This is a genomic window from Halorubrum sp. CGM4_25_10-8A (genome assembly GCF_005435025.1).
GTDB lineage: Archaea > Halobacteriota > Halobacteria > Halobacteriales > Haloferacaceae > Halorubrum > Halorubrum ezzemoulense.
Genome location: NZ_SGTX01000003.1, coordinates 14,581 through 28,343, shown reverse-complemented (window position 1 = coordinate 28,343; position 13,763 = coordinate 14,581). Strand labels below are relative to the sequence as shown.

Below are 13,763 nucleotides of genomic sequence, written 5' to 3'. Positions count from 1 at the left end.
TGCCGGGGCCGGAGCGCTGAGACCGGAGCGCTGCGGTCGGCGAACCCCGCGGCCGGCTCTCGAGGTAACTCTCCGCTCGGTAGCCCGGTCAGAACGGGACCGAGAGGTACTCGCTCGGCACCGCGTTCCGTGCCGTCACCTGCGGGTCGACCACCTGACTGATCTCCAAGCCCCCGACGAGGCTGGAGAAGAGATACGCCTCGGTGCGCGAGAAGCCGTGGTGGTGCGCCAGCAGGTCGAGCATGTCGGCGTTCGCCAGCTCGACCGCCCCCTCCAGCGTCTCGGCGCTCGCGAGCGTCTTCACCGCGTCGCCGGTGTCGAGGAGCGGACGGTCGAGCGGCACGGCCGGATCCTCGACCACGGAGAGCGTCGCGTCGACCTCGACCGCGATCTCCGCGCCGGTCCCGCACATCTCCCCGTCCGCCATCGCCGCTTTCGCGTCGCCCAGCGCCAACATGGCGCCCTCCTGAAACACCGGGAAGTAGACGGTCGTCCCCCCGGTCACGTCGGTCGTGTCGAGGTTACCGCCGTGGTCGTCGGGCGTGAGCGTCGAGACCGTCCCGCCGCCGGTGGCGACCCCGATCGTTCCGATCACGGGTTCGATCGGTACGTCGATCCCCTCGAACTCGACCGCCCCGGCCTCCGACTCGTCGGTGTCGACCTCGGTGATCCGCGTCGCGGGGTGGTCGATCTCGGGGTCGTCCTGAAGCAGTCCGAACCCGGGTGCGGTGAGCACACGGCCGCGGTCTTCGGCGACGCGCACGGCCTCGATCTCCACCGCGAGGACGTCGCCGGGGCTCGCGCCGGCTACCGCGATCGGTCCCGTCGCGGCGTTGACCTCTTCCGGGATCGCGTCGAGGAGGTCGTCGTCGCGCTGAATCTCGCCGTTCAGACTGTCGATCGTCTCGACCGTCAGCGACTCGCCGTCGGCGGCCTCGTAGACGGGGTCCATCTCCGGACCGAACTCGTAGACGTGGCCGTCGCGGTGTGAGACTGTCTCTCGCGTCATTACGTCCACCTGGGCGCCCCGGTAACAAAAAGCCCGGCCGGCGTCAGCGCGGCGCCGCCGCCTCGGGCGGGACGAGCAGGACGTTGTTCGTCCCGCGCGCGACGATCGACTCCGCGGTGCTCCCGAGGAGGAGCCGCCGGAGTCGGCTCGTCCCGCGCGCGCCGATGAGCGTCGTCGTCGCGCCCACGCGCTCCTCTTCGGCCGTGATCTCGTCGACGGGGTTGCCGGACCTGACGTTGGTCTCGACGTGGAACCCGGTCCGGTCGCCGAGGTCACTCGCAAGCTCGTCCAGCCGCTCCTCGGCGGTCGCCGTCGACTCCGCGTCTCCGCCGCCCACGTGGAGCAGGTACGCCCGCTCGGTCGCGCCCGTCAGCGCCGGGAAGTAGTCGTAGGCGCGCGCCGCGTTCTCGGAGAAGTCGGTGGCGTACAGCACGTCCTGGAACAGGTGTTCCTTCTTGACCGCGTGTCCGTCCGGCGTCTCCTCGATCCGCTCGACGAGCAGCGGCCTGACGGCCGTCCGCGCGACGTTGCGCACGGTGCCGCCGATGAGCCGATTCTGGAGCGGCGCCTGTCCGCGCGACCCGACGACGATCATGTCCGCGTCGAGCCGCTCGGCCAAGCCGTTGATCCGTCGATGCGGCGTCCCGCGGGCGACGTGCGTCTCCACGTCGAACCCCGCGCGCTCGAACACGCTCCGCTGCGGCGCGAGCGCCTCTCGGGCGTCGCTGGCGGCGTCCATCCCCGGCAGCCCGCTGGAGACGTTGTCCGGGACGACCGTCAACAGGTGAACCTCGCTGACACCGATATTGTCGAGACACTCCAGACAGGTCCGAGACTCGATCGCCGCCTCGTTCGCGTCCGAGAGGTCTGTCGCGAATACGATCCTCATACGCGACTGTTCGTGCTGATGAGTAATATTGTTTTTGTTGTACAATACAAGAGCCTTCGAAGACGGCACAGCGGTCGGTCGGTGACGGCACACTCCGGTTCGGGGCCGGTCGCTGCCGGGGAGCAACCCGCCTCAGGCGTCCGGGTCGGCCGCCGCCGACGGTCCGTGATCGAGGAGCGGTGAGTCCGCGTTCGCACACTCGTCCCGGCCACAGACGCCGGCGTCGTCGCCCGCTCGCTCGACGCCTGCCGTGAGTCCGCCAATCTGCCAGTCGACGGCGTGCCCCGTCGCGCGCTCGTGGTCGTCGAGCGCGGTCCGCGCCCGCCGGAGCGAGTCGAACGCTTCGTCGTACGCACAGTCGGTACAGCGGACGCGAACGGTCGTCGACATGGCCCTCTCTTCGGTCTCGACCACCGTAAGTGCCGCTATCGGCTACTGGGCCGATCCCCCCGGCGTCGGATTCCCTCGGACGGGACTGTATTGAAACAGATACGCAAGATTAAAACACCTGTGCGTAGTATTGTCTTTTGCGCACAAACTACTAACCCATGAGCACCGAACTCGATATCGCGGAGACGCTGGACGTGAAAGGACTGAGCTGCCCGATGCCTATCGTGAAGACGAAGGGCGCGATCGACGACCTCGCCCCCGGTGAGGTGCTGGAGGTCGTCGCGACCGATCCCGGAAGCGTGAGCGACATCGACGGGTGGGCGACGGGCACCGACGGCGTCACGCTCCTTGAACAGGAGGAGGGCGACGACGTGTACACGCACTACGTCCGCAAGGAAGAATGAGCATGGACGAGATCGGCATCATCGTCTCCAGCGACGACCCGAAGAGCCTCGCGATGGCGACCAACCTCGGCCACGTCGCGCTGACGATGGACACCGACGTGTTCCTTTACTTCACCTTCGACGGACTGACGCACCTGCTGGAGGGCGAGAAAGACCTCTCGTCGGTCCAGCCGCTGCTCGACGAGGGGATGCCGAACCCCTACGACATGCTCGACCAGCTGATCGCCGACGGCGGGGAGGCGGTCACCTCGGTCGCGTGTACGACCACGCTGGACATGCTCCAGTGGGAGCAGGAGGCCATCGACGACGACCTGACGACGCAGTTCGCCGGCGCGGTCACCTTCCTCGAGGCCGCCGAGGAGGCCGACCACGTGTTCACGTTCTGAGCGCCGGCGTCGCGTCGGTCCGCTCCACCTTTCCCGCCGCTGTACGTGTGCCCCTGAGACGTATCGCCGTCCGAAACAACTCTCCCACCGTCCGAAACTCCCGCGCCGTCCGAAGCTTGCCACCGCGAGACGTGTCCGACTCGACGTGAGAACGGATCGATCCTCAATCGGGAGCGTACGGATCACAACTATTTTGGAGAGTACTGGAAAAATCACGCACATGCCCTCTGAACAGACCTGTCCGGACTGCGAGGAGCCGCTAGAGGAGATGGAGCTACAGGGAACCGACGCTCTCGGGACGCTCTCCCTTGTCTCCGACGGGTCGAGCGACGGGTTTCTCGGCGGCCTCAGCGCCGACGAGATCCTCACGCCGGTCCCGTACGTGTGCCCCGAGTGCCGGCGGACCCTCATCTACGCGGAATAGCGACCGAAAGTAGCGCGCGAAACCCTGCGACGCCCACCGCCCTCGCGTCGAGTCCGCCTCGTGAGGGGTCTCGGTGCTCCGCTCAGCTCTCGACGGCGGCGCGCTCGGGTTCGTCGTACTTCTCCTCGAACTCGCCGATGAGCTGGCCCATCTTCGCGTACCAGTCGTTGAGCATCCGCTGCATGTCGTCGGCGATCTGGGACGGATCCGTGGGGCTGTACACGTGGTAGTAGCCGCCGTGGTCGTAGTTGATCTGTTCCTTCTGGATGAAGCCGGCGTTCAGGAGGCGCTGGACCGCGCGGTAGGCGGTCGAGCGCTCGCGGTCCACGCGTTCGGCGACCTCGTCGATCGTGAGCGCCTCTTCGGCCGAGACCATCGCTCGGTAGCAGTCCTTGTCCAACCGTTTCAGACCGTGGAAGCACTCGAGTAACCCCTCGCACTCCATGTCTCGTTGGAGCTGTTCGGACATCGAATCGGACATTTTACGTGGTAACTGACGGTTTCCGCCGCAAAAAGTGTTGTGTGTGTCGTACAATCGCGCGCTTCCGAGCCCGGACTCCCGCTCCTCCCGGCGCTGCCCGCGCCGGTCGCTCCCGCCGCGAGGAGGCGCGGCGGCGCGGTTCGGTCCCGGCTCCCGCACGCGGTCGCTACTCGTCGCCGTCGGACGCGTCGTCGTCCGTCTCCTCCGCGTCCTCCTCGTCCGCCGCGAGCCCGGCGGCCTCGACGGCGGCCTCGACCTCGTCGGTCGGGACCGTCCGGAAGCCGTCGGCCTCGGTCACGGTCGCGACCGCGAGGTCGGACGCCTCGAACTCGTCGTCGTGGGCGGCCAAGGCCGCGACCGCGAGTTCGATGCCGTCCTCGAGCGAGAGGTCGTCGCTCCACTCGTCTTCGAGGTGTCCCTGAATGTCCTGCCGGCCGCCGCCGATGACGGTCGCCTTCCACTCGTTGGGCGTACCCGAGGGGTCGGCGGCGAACAGGCGCGGCTCGCCGTCGTCGATGCCGCCGATGAGGAGGGCAGCACCGTACGGGCGCGTGCCACCGCGCTGGGTGTTCTCTTGGATGTGGTCGGTAATGAACTTCGTCAGCGTCTCGACGCCGACGGGCTCGCCGTAGCGGAGGCGGTTCCCCTGCGACTGGCGGCGCGCGAGGTCGATCAGCTGCCGGGCGTCGGCGACGTGGCCGGCGCTCGCGGTGCCGACGTGGTCGTCGAGCTTGTGGAGCTTCTCGATGCTCTCGGCCTCCATCAGCGACGAGGAGGGGCGGGACATCGCGACGAAGACGACGCCGTCAGTCGTCCGGACGCCGACGCTCGGCGCGCCGCGCGAGACCGCCTCGCGGGCGTACTCGACCTGATATATCCGGCCGTCCGGCGAGAACAGCGACGTGCCGCGGTCGTACGCCTGCTGGTCGTTGCCGCCCATCATCGCCGATCACCCGCTCGCGCGGTGTCGCGTTCGGTCATTACCCTCACTTACGTCGGCCCGTTGAAAAAGCATCCGTAACCGGTACGTCTCGGTGGCCGTCGAAACCGCGGGTCCCCGCCGGCCGCGTTCGCCGCCTAGCGGCGGAGTCGAGTTCGCCGACGAAGCGCCGGTAGGAGCCGTCAGCTTCCGTCGCCGACGGATATAACCACGCAGGTCGCGTAGTCATAGTGACATTGACGCCCACACGAACTACAGCCGCGCTGCTGGCCGCGTTAACGGTGCTGTCCGTCGTCGGCGGCGGGTTCGCGGTCGGCGGCGCGGCGGCGGTACCGGACGCGCGGATCACCCTCACCGAGGTCGGCGTGTCTCCGGGCGCTCCGACCGTCGACGAGCGCGCGACCCTGAACGTCACGGTCTCGAACTCCGGCGGCAGCGACGCGGCGGCGAACCTCACGACGGTCCGCGTCCGGGACGCGGACGGCGACGTGCTCGACAGCGCCTCGGGCGTCGGGGCGCTCTCGGCGGGCGACTCGCTGGACGCGACGCTGTGGACGACGTTCAGGGAACCGGGCGAGAGGCGGCTCACCGTCGAGGTCGTCGCGAACCAGTCGACGAGCGGCGAGTTCGTGACTGTCAGCCGCGACGTCGTGTTCGAGGTGCGCCCGACCGAGGTCGCGCTCGACCTCCGCACCCGCGCGCTCGACCCCGAGGACCTCCGGAGCGACGACGAGAGCGAGAGCGCCACCGGCGACCTCGGCATCGGCGGCATCCAGGGCGTCTTCGGCGGGGGCGGCGGGCTCGATACCGGCGACGGCGGTCAGGGCGAGGCGTCGCCGCCGGCCGTCGATTCGCCCGTCGAGGTGACCGTGGTCAACACCGGTACGACGGCCGCCGACCGGATCAGCCTCCGCGCCGTCGGGGCCGCGGTCGACGGTGACGGCGCGGAGACGGTCGACGTCGGCCCGTTCGTCGTCGAGGGCGTGGCGCCCGGCGAGGAGCGACGCGTGATCGTCGATCTCGGACCGCTCGACCGGCGCTCGGACGTGACGGTCACCGCCGCCTTCCGCGCCGACACGGACCGGCGGAACGATCGCGGCGCCGACCGGAGCGCGGAGTCGACGGTGACGTACCCCGTCCGCGAGGCGACGCCGACCGTGACCGACGCGACCGTGCGCGAGACCGCTGACGGCGTCGTCGTCGACGCCAACCTCGGCAACGCGGGGAGCGGCGAGATGACCGGTGCGGTCGTCTCGGTCGGCGACGCGCCCGGCGTCGCGCCGACCCCCGCGGGCGGCGAGTACTTCGTCGGGACGCTCGGCGCCAGCGACTTCGTCGGCTTCGACGTGACGACCGCGGCGAACGTCACGGTCGCCGAGGAGATCCCGATCCGCGTCACGTACACCGAGCGCGGCGTGCGGTACACGGAGACGTTCTCGGTGGCCGCGCCGGAGCCGGCTACCGACGATCGCGACGGCGGCGGCACCCTCGGCCGACTCGGCGCCGGCGGGCTGGGGACCGTGGGGACGGTCGCGAGCGGCCTCGCGCTCGTCGGCCTCGCCGGGGCGGTCGGCGTCGCGGTCAGGACCGGACGACTCGGGGGACCGACCGGGCGACGACGCGACGGGTCGGCGCCGTGAGCCGGAACCGCACGACCGACGAGGCGGAGGATCTTGCGGCCGGTCGGGCGACGAACGGCGCTGCGGCCGACTGGGAGACGAGCGGCGACAGCAATCTCGCTGACGACGACTACGCCGTCGCGCTCCGCGGGGTCGTCAAGCGGTATCCGAGCGGGGGCGGCGAGCCGGTGGTCGCGCTCGACGACGTCGACTTCGCGGCCCGGCCCGGCGAGTTCGTCGCGGTAGTCGGGCCGAGCGGCTCCGGCAAGTCGACGCTGCTGAACGTCCTCGGGCTCCTTGACGACCCCACTTCCGGCCGACGGCTGCTCGGCGACACCGACGTGACGAGCCTCTCCGTCGCGGAGCGAACGCGGGCGCGCAAGGAGTCGATCGGGTTCGTGTTCCAGGACTTCCACCTGCTGCCGACGCTCACCGCCGTCGAGAACGTCGCGATGCCGACGGCGTTCGACCCCGGCGACGCGAGCGACCGGGCCGCGAACCTGCTCGCGCGGTTCGGGCTCGGCGACCGGCTCGACCACGAACCGAACGAGCTCTCCGGCGGGCAGAAACAGCGCGTCGCGATCGCCCGGTCGCTGATAAACGAGCCCGCGGTCCTGCTCGCGGACGAGCCGACGGGGAACCTCGACACCGACACCGGCGAGGCGATCCTCGCCGAGTTCGAGCGCGTCAAGGCCGAGGGGGTCGCCGTCATCGCCGTCACGCACGATCCGCTCGTCGAGGAGTACGCCGACCGCGTCGTCGACCTCACCGACGGCGTGCTGACCGGCGGCTTGCCCGGCGAGTCCGATCCGCACGCCGACGCGGACCGGCGCGGCGGCCGCGACGCCGGCCGGACCGCTCCGGGACCGCAGGTGGGCGGTGACCGCGGATGAGCGGGGACCACGGATGAGCGCCGACGACCGCGCACCGGGGGGCGCCGCCGGCTGGCTCCGCGGCTGGCGCCCCGCGGTGTCGATGGCGTCGCGGAACCTCCGACGAAACCGGGTCCGGACCGTGCTGGCGGTCCTCGGGGTCTGTATCGGGGTCCTCGCGGTCGCGGCGCTCGGCATCTTCGGGAACGTGCTGGCGCTGGGCGCGGACGACGCCATCGGCGATATCGGCACGCAGGTCGTCGTCTCGCCGAACACCGACGCCGGCGTGGAGTCGCTGTCCGACGCGGACATCGCCTCGATCCGCCGGGCGGTCGGCGAGCCCGCAGTGATCCCGCTGTACTCCGACAGCGCCACGGTCGCGCGGCAGGGCGACCAGACGTTCGCGACGGTGTACGGGGTCGAAGAGCCCGCGCTGGCGTACGAGGCAGCCGAGGGGCGACTCCCCGAGCGGCACCGACAGGGCGCGATCCTCGGCGCGGGGATCGCCGAGGACCTCGGCGCCGGCGCGGGCGACACCGTCGAGATCGCCGGCTCGCAGGTCCGCGTCATCGCGGTGTTGGTCGAGAGCCAGACGTTCAGCCCGGTCGCGCCCGACGACGCGGTGTACCTCCCCGAGTCGGCGTTCTCGGCCGACGGCTACGCGCAGGCGCTCGTCGTCTCCGACACCGGCGCCGAGGCGCGGGCGGCCGCGGACGCCATCCGCGAGGCGGTGAACGCCCGCGAGGACCGGGTGGAGCTGTTCGAGCTGGCCGCCCTCGTCGACGAGATCAACGAGTTCTTCGGCCTCCTCTCGACGTTCCTGCTCGGGCTCGGCGCGATCTCCCTCGTCGTCGCCGGGGTCTCGATCCTCAACGTGATGCTGATGAGTACCGTCGAGCGCCGGCAGGAGATCGGGGTGATGCGCGCGGTCGGCGTCGCCCGCCGCGACGTGTTGCGCGTCCTGCTCGCGGAGGCCGGGCTGATCGGCGCGGCCGGCGCCGCGGCCGGCACCCTGCTCACCGTCCTGCTCGTCGCGGGCCTGGTCCTCGCGACGCCCGCCGTCGACACGGCGCTCGTGCTCGACCGTACGAACGCCTACTACCTCCTCTTGGCGCTCGGCTTCGGCGTCGGCGTGGGGCTCGTCAGCGGCGCGTACCCCGCGTGGAAGGCGGCCAACGAGCGGCCCGTCGAGGCGCTTCGGAGCTGACGCGGTCGCCGACATCCACAGCCGAGCGTCCGCGGGACTCCTCGCGACGGTCCGACCGGATCTACTCCAGTCGGCGGTCGCGGAACGCGCGGATCACATCCTGACGCGCGATGATCCCGATGATACGGCCGTCGTCGTCGACGACGGGCACGCGGTTGATATCGGGGTCGTCGCCGACGAGCAGATCCAGCACGTCGTCGACGCTCACGTCCGGCGTCACGGTCGCCACGTCCGCGCTCATCACCTCGGAGACGGGTCGGTCCGCGTTGCGGAGCATGTCGACGCCCAGATCGAGGTCGGCCCACGGGCGCTTCACCTGATACGAGAGGGTGTCCACGAACGGAGGGAGTCCGACGGGGATCCACAGCGTCTCGTCCTCCGGCTCGAACAGGTCGACGAGGTCGGACTCGGTGACGATCCCGACCACCCGCTCGTCCTCGTCGACGACCGGGAACCCGCTGAACTCGTACCGAGCGAACCGCTTGAACGCGTCGGCGACGTCGTCGTCCGGCGAGACCGTCTTCACGTCCGGCTCCATCAGGTCGCGGGCGGTCAGTGTCATACCGGAGCGTCACGGCGGGAGGCCGTAGGCGTTTCGCCCCGACAACGCGACGGGACCGCGAGCTCCGCGGACGCGTCCGGAGACGCGCCGTGGGGGGTCGCGTCTCGACGTAACGGACTTACGGACCCGGAACGCAGTCGTCAACATGTACCGGAAGGGACACGTCGGGGCCTCGCTCGTCGTCTACGCCCCGTTCGGGTTTCTCGTCACCGCCCTCCTCTCGATAGAGGCCGGCCTCGTCGGCGCCGCCGGCGTCGCCTCGACGGCGATGGTCCCCGACCTCGACATGCGAGTTCCCGTCGTCAGGCATCGGGGGATCACGCACACCGTCTGGTTCGCGCTGCTCGTCGGAGTCGTCCTCGGGGGCGTCGGGCTGGCGGTCGGGCTTCAGCGCGGACTCGCCGAGGCGCTGCTGTTCGGCGCCGCCGCGTTCCTGTTCGGCGCCGTGACGATCGTCTCGCACATCCTCGCGGACGCGCTCACACCGACGGGCATCCGACCGTACGCGCCCGTGCGAGACACCGAGTATTCGCTCGACCTGTTCACCGCGGCGAATCCCTTCGCGAACTACGGACTGTTGGGACTGGGCGGCGTCGTCGTCGCGGTCGCGCTCGTCGCCGGCGAGGCGGTTCCGGTGTAGCACTCGATCCGGCGGCGACGGCGGACGGATCGGCGGGGCCGGCGCTCGCCGACCGGTCGGTCGTAGAAATGGCCGGGGTGGGCTCCGAACCCACGATCTCCGCATGTCCCAGGTCCGAGGCTCGGCGGAGCCACGGGAAGGACGCGGACGCTTCCAAGGCGTCACCGCACCGAATCTCCGAACCCTATGAGTGCGGCGCTATGTCCAGCTAAGCCACCCGGCCTCACCTTCTCGTACCGCGATGAGACCCTTTAACCTTCCCATCCGTCGGAGGGTTGTGAACCGATCGCAGATCGCCGCGGCCGGTCGCCTTCGGGAGGATCGCTTCAGGGCTGTCACTTTCGGGAGGATCGTTTCGGGGGCTGTCACTTTCGGGAGGATCGTTTCGGGGGCTGTCACTTTCGGGAGGATCGCTTCGGGGGCTGTCGCTTTCGGGAGGATCGCTTCGGGGGCTGTCGCTTTCGGGAGGATCGCTTCGGGGGCTGTCGCTTTCGGGGGCGATCGCTCCCGCCTCGGGCCGGCGGCGCGGGCGGCGCGTCGGGAGCGCGGTGAACGCGGTGACTGGGCTCGATCGACCCCGAGCCAGCGGATTTATGCCGGGCGCGGCGTATCTCCGGCGTATGAGCCTTCCCGACCTGCTCGCGGGGACCGTCGGCGACGAGGACGTCGTCGCCGAGGTGCCGTTGGGCGGCGACGATCGACTCGCGGTCACGCCCACCCGGACCCTCGTCTACCGCGGCGACGGACTCCTGTCCGACGAGTCCGTCGACGAGTACGGCCACGACGTCGAGCGAATCGAGGTCTCGACGGGACGCCGCAAGGCGAAGATCACCCTCGGGTACGGCCTCGACGGCGACGAGACGCTCTCGGTACCGACCAAGCGCGTCGACGATGTCCTCCACCCGATCCTCGCGGGCGTCCTCTCCGCGAGCGGCGTCACCGGGCCCGGCGAGACGGTCGTGCGCACCTTCCGCTTCTCGGAGCTCACCCTGATCGTCACCAGCGAGCGACTGGTCAAACACGTCGGCTCGGCGGTCTGGGACCCCGAGTTCGAGGAGTTCGGCTACGACGACCTCACCGGGCTCGACTTCGAGGAGGGGACCGTCGCCACCGCGGTCGTCCTCGTCCACGACGGTCGCTCGGAGCGGTTCAAGGCCCCGAACGAGTCCGCCCGGGCGGTCCGGGAGACGCTCGCCGACGCGGTGTGCTCGTTCCACGGCGTCGACAGCTTAGAGGAGTTCCGCGTCGCCGCCGCCGAGGCCGAGGAGGCGGCGTCCGACGCCGAACAGACCGGCACGACCGACTTCGGCGAGGGACCGGACCCGCTGTCGGCTTCCCCGGCCGCCGACGCCGAGGCGGACGCCGACGCGGCGCCCGGCGCCGAGGCGGAGCCAGACTCCGGCGGGCTCGGAACGGAACCGAAGGGCGCGGGCGGACGCGACTCCGCCGGGGGGTCGGAGTCGCTCGCCGGGGGCGACGGGCCCGGAGCGACGACCGAGAGCGCGGAGTCGGCGTCGGTCGGATCGCCGGAACCGAGCGGCGGCAGCGACCCGCTCGACGACCCGCTCGCCGCGGACGCCGCCGTCGACGACGCGGCCGAGGACCCTCTCGCGGGAGACGCGGGCGCGACGGATTCGACGGACTCCCCCGCCGGCGACGCGCCCGAAGCCCCGGCGGAAGGCGCCGAGCGAGGGGCCGGAGGCGAGCCCGCGGCGGCGGTCGGCGAGGAAGCGGTCGCGGCGGACGGCGAGACCGACGGCGTCGTCCCGGACGACGACGCGTTCGACGGCTCGCCGTTCGAGAGCGCCGGCGTCGAGGACGCGGACCTCGCGAGCGAGGTCGCCGCGCTGCGGCGCACGGTCGAGGCGCAGTCCGAGCGCCTGGACCGGCAGTCGACGCTCATCGAACAGCTGATCGAAGAGCTCCGACGCGGCCGGTGACCGGGAGCAGGGCAGTCGCGGCCTCCTTCCCCGCAGCGGTCGTGCCGATTCTCTCCGCTGAGACTCGCGTCGGATCCGTTAACCGAGCGGCGGCGAACGTCAGACCGTGATAGGCGGACTGGGAACGCGGATCGGCGCGGTGTTGAGCGACGTATCGAGCACGGAGGGGCGGCTGGCGGTCACCGCGGCCATCGCCCTCGCGACGCTCGGCGTCGGCTGGCTGCTGCTGCCGCGGGCGGTCCGCGCCGGCGAGCAGACCGTCACCGACTGGGTCGGGCGGCTCCTCGACGAGCGGCTGTCGGAGTCGACGGAGGGCGCGGTGGAGACGCTGCGGGAGGGGATCCCCGCGTCGTTCCTCCTGCGGCTCGCGGTCGGACTCCTACAGCTCGCGCTGTTCGCGCTCGCGGGCGTCGCCGTGCTGACGCTGTGGGGCCGGTTCGCACTCGTGGTCGCGGTGCTGCCGCTCGTGGAGAACGCCGCCCGGGTCGGCGGGCAGGTGATCGCCTCGGCGCTGCTGCTCGGCGGTGCGTACGTCGTCAGCGACGTGGTGGAGACGTACGTCGGCGAGCTGTCGGCGGACAGCGACCGGATCACCGCCCACCAGGAACAGCTGCTCACCCGGCTCGCACAGGTCGGCCTGCTCGTGCTCGCGCTGATAACCGTCCTTGGCATCTGGGGCGTGAACCTCGGCGGCCTCCTCGTCGGGGCTGGGTTCCTCGGGATCGTCCTCGGGATGGCGGCCCGGCAGACGCTGGGCTCGCTCATCGCCGGCTTCGTGTTGATGTTCGCCCGCCCCTTCGAGATCGGCGACTGGGTGGCGATCGGCGACGAGGAGGGGTTCGTCACCGACATCACGATCATGAACACCCACATGCGCAACTTCGACGGGGAGTACGTCGTGGTGCCAAACGACCTCGTCGCCAACCAGGCGATCACCAACCGGAGCCGGGAGGGGCGCCTCCGGATCCACATGGAGGTCGGGATCGGCTACGACGACGACCCGGACGAGGCCAGCGAGATCGCCGAGGATGTCTTAGAGAACATCGGCGTCATCGCGAACAACCCCCAGCCGTACGCGATCCCGTCCGGATTCGGTGACTCGGCGATCCTGCTCGACCTCCGGTTCTGGATCGACCCGCCGACCCCGCAGGCGCGGTGGCGCTCGAAGGCGCTCGCCGTCGAGCGGATCCAAGAGCGGTTCGCGGACGCCGGCATCTCGATCCCCTACCCGCAGCGGACCGTCTCGTACCCGCCGGAGAAGGCGGCGGCTGACGACACGGTCGAACGCGTCGAACAGACCGACGAAAACGGCGACGGGCGGTCGCGAGACCGACCGGCCTGACGCGCCGCCGCGGCGGCGCTCTCGCTACCCGTCTGGCCCCTTCTGCTACCCGCCGGACCCTCCCGCTACCGGTCGGTCGGACCGGTGTAGCCGCTCGGCAGCTCCGACCCGCGGCCGGTGAACAGCCGCTCGAACCGCTCGATCTTGTCCAAGACGTAACTGAGCGCCGCGGTGAGCGAGTCCGCGCCGATCGAGAGCAGGTGGCGCGCCCCCTTCGTGCGGTCGGCGTGGTAGAAGCTGACCTCGCCCTCGGGGTCGGTGTTCCGCTCCGGCATCACCACGAGGTCCTGTCTCGTGGGGCCGTGACGGAAGACGAGCACGTCCGTGAGCGAGTCCGCGCCGTAGGTGACCACGTCGTGGAGGACGCTCCACTTCGGCGGCGTCTCCTCGGCGAGCGCGTCCGCGTCGACGACGTTCCGCATCGTCGTCGCCGCCGAGACGCTCTCCAAGCTCGACGCGCGTCGCTTCCGAAGCCACGCGAGCAGTCGCTCGACGAGGTCGCGGAAGCCGTCCGGCCCCGAGAACCGGCCGGCCGACCGCTCCGCGGGCAGCGACCCCCGCGTCACTTCGGTCCGCTCTCCCATGCGAGTATCCCCGGTCCCATCGCGTTAATAGATATCGGTCGGTACTGTCGATCGCCTCGCCGCGGGGCGACCGG

Annotated in this window: 17 protein-coding genes and 1 tRNA gene; 10 read left to right on the top strand and 8 right to left on the bottom strand. The window is 70.7% G+C overall.

The annotated features are described in order from the left end of the window. Nucleotides 1–88 precede the first annotated feature (88 nt). From EXE52_RS04290 to EXE52_RS04280, 3 genes are all read right to left on the bottom strand, one after another. Nucleotides 89–1,009, bottom strand: a complete 921-nt coding sequence (locus EXE52_RS04290; RefSeq protein WP_049930610.1) for an acetamidase/formamidase family protein — start codon at nt 1,007–1,009, stop codon at nt 89–91. 43 nt (nt 1,010–1,052) lie between these two features. Beyond that, nucleotides 1,053–1,898 carry a universal stress protein gene (locus EXE52_RS04285; RefSeq protein ID WP_049930612.1) on the bottom strand — a complete coding sequence of 282 codons (846 nt, stop codon included), beginning with the start codon at nt 1,896–1,898 and terminating at the stop codon, nt 1,053–1,055. Nucleotides 1,899–2,030: 132 nt separating this feature from the next. After that, nucleotides 2,031–2,288: a hypothetical protein gene (locus EXE52_RS04280; protein WP_176450674.1), complete on the bottom strand. Its 258-nt coding sequence runs from the start codon at nt 2,286–2,288 to the stop codon at nt 2,031–2,033. 158 nt (nt 2,289–2,446) lie between these two features. Here EXE52_RS04280 and EXE52_RS04275 point away from each other — a divergent pair, with 158 nt between their 5' ends. The 3 genes from EXE52_RS04275 (at nt 2,447) to EXE52_RS04265 (ending at nt 3,502) form a co-directional block, all read left to right on the top strand. Continuing rightward, entirely contained in the window at nt 2,447–2,692 is a 246-nt protein-coding gene (locus tag EXE52_RS04275) for a sulfurtransferase TusA family protein (RefSeq protein ID WP_004596950.1), read from the top strand. Between the two features lie 2 nt (nt 2,693–2,694). Beyond that, nucleotides 2,695–3,078 (top strand): DsrE family protein, encoded by a 384-nt coding sequence (locus tag EXE52_RS04270; protein ID WP_049930616.1) that lies wholly within the window; start codon nt 2,695–2,697, stop codon nt 3,076–3,078. Nucleotides 3,079–3,298: 220 nt separating this feature from the next. Next, a complete protein-coding gene (locus EXE52_RS04265) occupies nt 3,299–3,502 on the top strand; it encodes a hypothetical protein (RefSeq protein WP_089308200.1) in 204 nt (67 codons plus the stop codon). 82 nt (nt 3,503–3,584) lie between these two features. Here the strand turns inward: EXE52_RS04265 and EXE52_RS04260 are convergent, their stop codons facing one another. Next, a complete protein-coding gene (locus tag EXE52_RS04260) occupies nt 3,585–3,983 on the bottom strand; it encodes a helix-turn-helix domain-containing protein (RefSeq protein WP_089308199.1) in 399 nt (132 codons plus the stop codon). 166 nt (nt 3,984–4,149) lie between these two features. Beyond that, nucleotides 4,150–4,926: an archaeal proteasome endopeptidase complex subunit alpha gene (gene psmA, locus EXE52_RS04255; protein WP_176450675.1), complete on the bottom strand. Its 777-nt coding sequence runs from the start codon at nt 4,924–4,926 to the stop codon at nt 4,150–4,152. A 227-nt stretch (nt 4,927–5,153) separates the two neighbouring features. Between psmA and EXE52_RS04250 the strand changes: the two genes are divergently transcribed. From EXE52_RS04250 to EXE52_RS04240, 3 genes are read left to right on the top strand one after another with little or no spacing between them, the layout of a single operon-like run. Beyond that, the gene (locus EXE52_RS04250; protein ID WP_199237856.1) at nt 5,154–6,563 is read left to right on the top strand and encodes a CARDB domain-containing protein; all 1,410 of its coding nucleotides are present in this window, start codon (nt 5,154–5,156) and stop codon (nt 6,561–6,563) included. Continuing rightward, nucleotides 6,560–7,435, top strand: coding sequence for an ABC transporter ATP-binding protein (locus tag EXE52_RS04245; protein ID WP_394338097.1), 876 nt, complete (start codon nt 6,560–6,562; stop codon nt 7,433–7,435). The genes EXE52_RS04250 and EXE52_RS04245 overlap by 4 nt, the downstream gene beginning before the upstream one ends. Nucleotides 7,436–7,448: 13 nt before the next feature. Continuing rightward, nucleotides 7,449–8,621: an ABC transporter permease gene (locus tag EXE52_RS04240; protein ID WP_086217015.1), complete on the top strand. Its 1,173-nt coding sequence runs from the start codon at nt 7,449–7,451 to the stop codon at nt 8,619–8,621. Nucleotides 8,622–8,682: 61 nt separating this feature from the next. On the opposite strand, the gene EXE52_RS04235 is transcribed toward EXE52_RS04240, so the two are convergent. Next, nucleotides 8,683–9,183 (bottom strand): HPP family protein, encoded by a 501-nt coding sequence (locus EXE52_RS04235; protein ID WP_086217016.1) that lies wholly within the window; start codon nt 9,181–9,183, stop codon nt 8,683–8,685. A gap of 145 nt (nt 9,184–9,328) precedes the next feature. On the opposite strand from EXE52_RS04235, the gene EXE52_RS04230 reads away from it, so the two are divergent. Further along, the gene (locus EXE52_RS04230) at nt 9,329–9,823 is read left to right on the top strand and encodes a metal-dependent hydrolase (protein WP_089308197.1); all 495 of its coding nucleotides are present in this window, start codon (nt 9,329–9,331) and stop codon (nt 9,821–9,823) included. Between the two features lie 69 nt (nt 9,824–9,892). Here the strand turns inward: EXE52_RS04230 and EXE52_RS04225 are convergent. Next, nucleotides 9,893–10,046, bottom strand: a tRNA-Met gene (locus tag EXE52_RS04225). A 62-nt stretch (nt 10,047–10,108) separates the two neighbouring features. On the opposite strand from EXE52_RS04225, the gene EXE52_RS19120 reads away from it, so the two are divergent. The 3 genes from EXE52_RS19120 (at nt 10,109) to EXE52_RS04210 (ending at nt 13,105) form a co-directional block, all read left to right on the top strand. After that, the gene (locus EXE52_RS19120) at nt 10,109–10,375 is read left to right on the top strand and encodes a pentapeptide repeat-containing protein (protein ID WP_080508563.1); all 267 of its coding nucleotides are present in this window, start codon (nt 10,109–10,111) and stop codon (nt 10,373–10,375) included. Between the two features lie 68 nt (nt 10,376–10,443). Beyond that, nucleotides 10,444–11,763: a hypothetical protein gene (locus EXE52_RS04215; RefSeq protein ID WP_089308196.1), complete on the top strand. Its 1,320-nt coding sequence runs from the start codon at nt 10,444–10,446 to the stop codon at nt 11,761–11,763. A gap of 106 nt (nt 11,764–11,869) precedes the next feature. Further along, nucleotides 11,870–13,105, top strand: a complete 1,236-nt coding sequence (locus EXE52_RS04210) for a mechanosensitive ion channel family protein (protein WP_198943844.1) — start codon at nt 11,870–11,872, stop codon at nt 13,103–13,105. A gap of 65 nt (nt 13,106–13,170) precedes the next feature. Here EXE52_RS04210 and EXE52_RS04205 read toward each other — a convergent pair whose 3' ends face one another. Next, nucleotides 13,171–13,689, bottom strand: coding sequence for a hypothetical protein (locus tag EXE52_RS04205; RefSeq protein ID WP_089308195.1), 519 nt, complete (start codon nt 13,687–13,689; stop codon nt 13,171–13,173). Between the last annotated feature and the right edge of the window lie 74 nt (nt 13,690–13,763).

What these genes read in the sequence shown, in the direction of transcription:
- EXE52_RS04290 (WP_049930610.1), bottom strand. Translation starts at nt 1,009, where the DNA reads ATGACGCGAGAGACAGTCTCACACCGCGACGGCCACGTCTACGAGTTC.
- EXE52_RS04285 (WP_049930612.1), bottom strand. Translation starts at nt 1,898, where the DNA reads ATGAGGATCGTATTCGCGACAGACCTCTCGGACGCGAACGAGGCGGCG.
- EXE52_RS04280 (WP_176450674.1), bottom strand. Translation starts at nt 2,288, where the DNA reads ATGTCGACGACCGTTCGCGTCCGCTGTACCGACTGTGCGTACGACGAA.
- EXE52_RS04275 (WP_004596950.1), top strand. Translation starts at nt 2,447, where the DNA reads ATGAGCACCGAACTCGATATCGCGGAGACGCTGGACGTGAAAGGACTG.
- EXE52_RS04270 (WP_049930616.1), top strand. Translation starts at nt 2,695, where the DNA reads ATGGACGAGATCGGCATCATCGTCTCCAGCGACGACCCGAAGAGCCTC.
- EXE52_RS04265 (WP_089308200.1), top strand. Translation starts at nt 3,299, where the DNA reads ATGCCCTCTGAACAGACCTGTCCGGACTGCGAGGAGCCGCTAGAGGAG.
- EXE52_RS04260 (WP_089308199.1), bottom strand. Translation starts at nt 3,983, where the DNA reads ATGTCCGATTCGATGTCCGAACAGCTCCAACGAGACATGGAGTGCGAG.
- psmA (WP_176450675.1), bottom strand. Translation starts at nt 4,926, where the DNA reads ATGATGGGCGGCAACGACCAGCAGGCGTACGACCGCGGCACGTCGCTG.
- EXE52_RS04240 (WP_086217015.1), top strand. Translation starts at nt 7,449, where the DNA reads ATGAGCGCCGACGACCGCGCACCGGGGGGCGCCGCCGGCTGGCTCCGC.
- EXE52_RS04235 (WP_086217016.1), bottom strand. Translation starts at nt 9,183, where the DNA reads ATGACACTGACCGCCCGCGACCTGATGGAGCCGGACGTGAAGACGGTC.
- EXE52_RS04230 (WP_089308197.1), top strand. Translation starts at nt 9,329, where the DNA reads ATGTACCGGAAGGGACACGTCGGGGCCTCGCTCGTCGTCTACGCCCCG.
- EXE52_RS04215 (WP_089308196.1), top strand. Translation starts at nt 10,444, where the DNA reads ATGAGCCTTCCCGACCTGCTCGCGGGGACCGTCGGCGACGAGGACGTC.
- EXE52_RS04205 (WP_089308195.1), bottom strand. Translation starts at nt 13,689, where the DNA reads ATGGGAGAGCGGACCGAAGTGACGCGGGGGTCGCTGCCCGCGGAGCGG.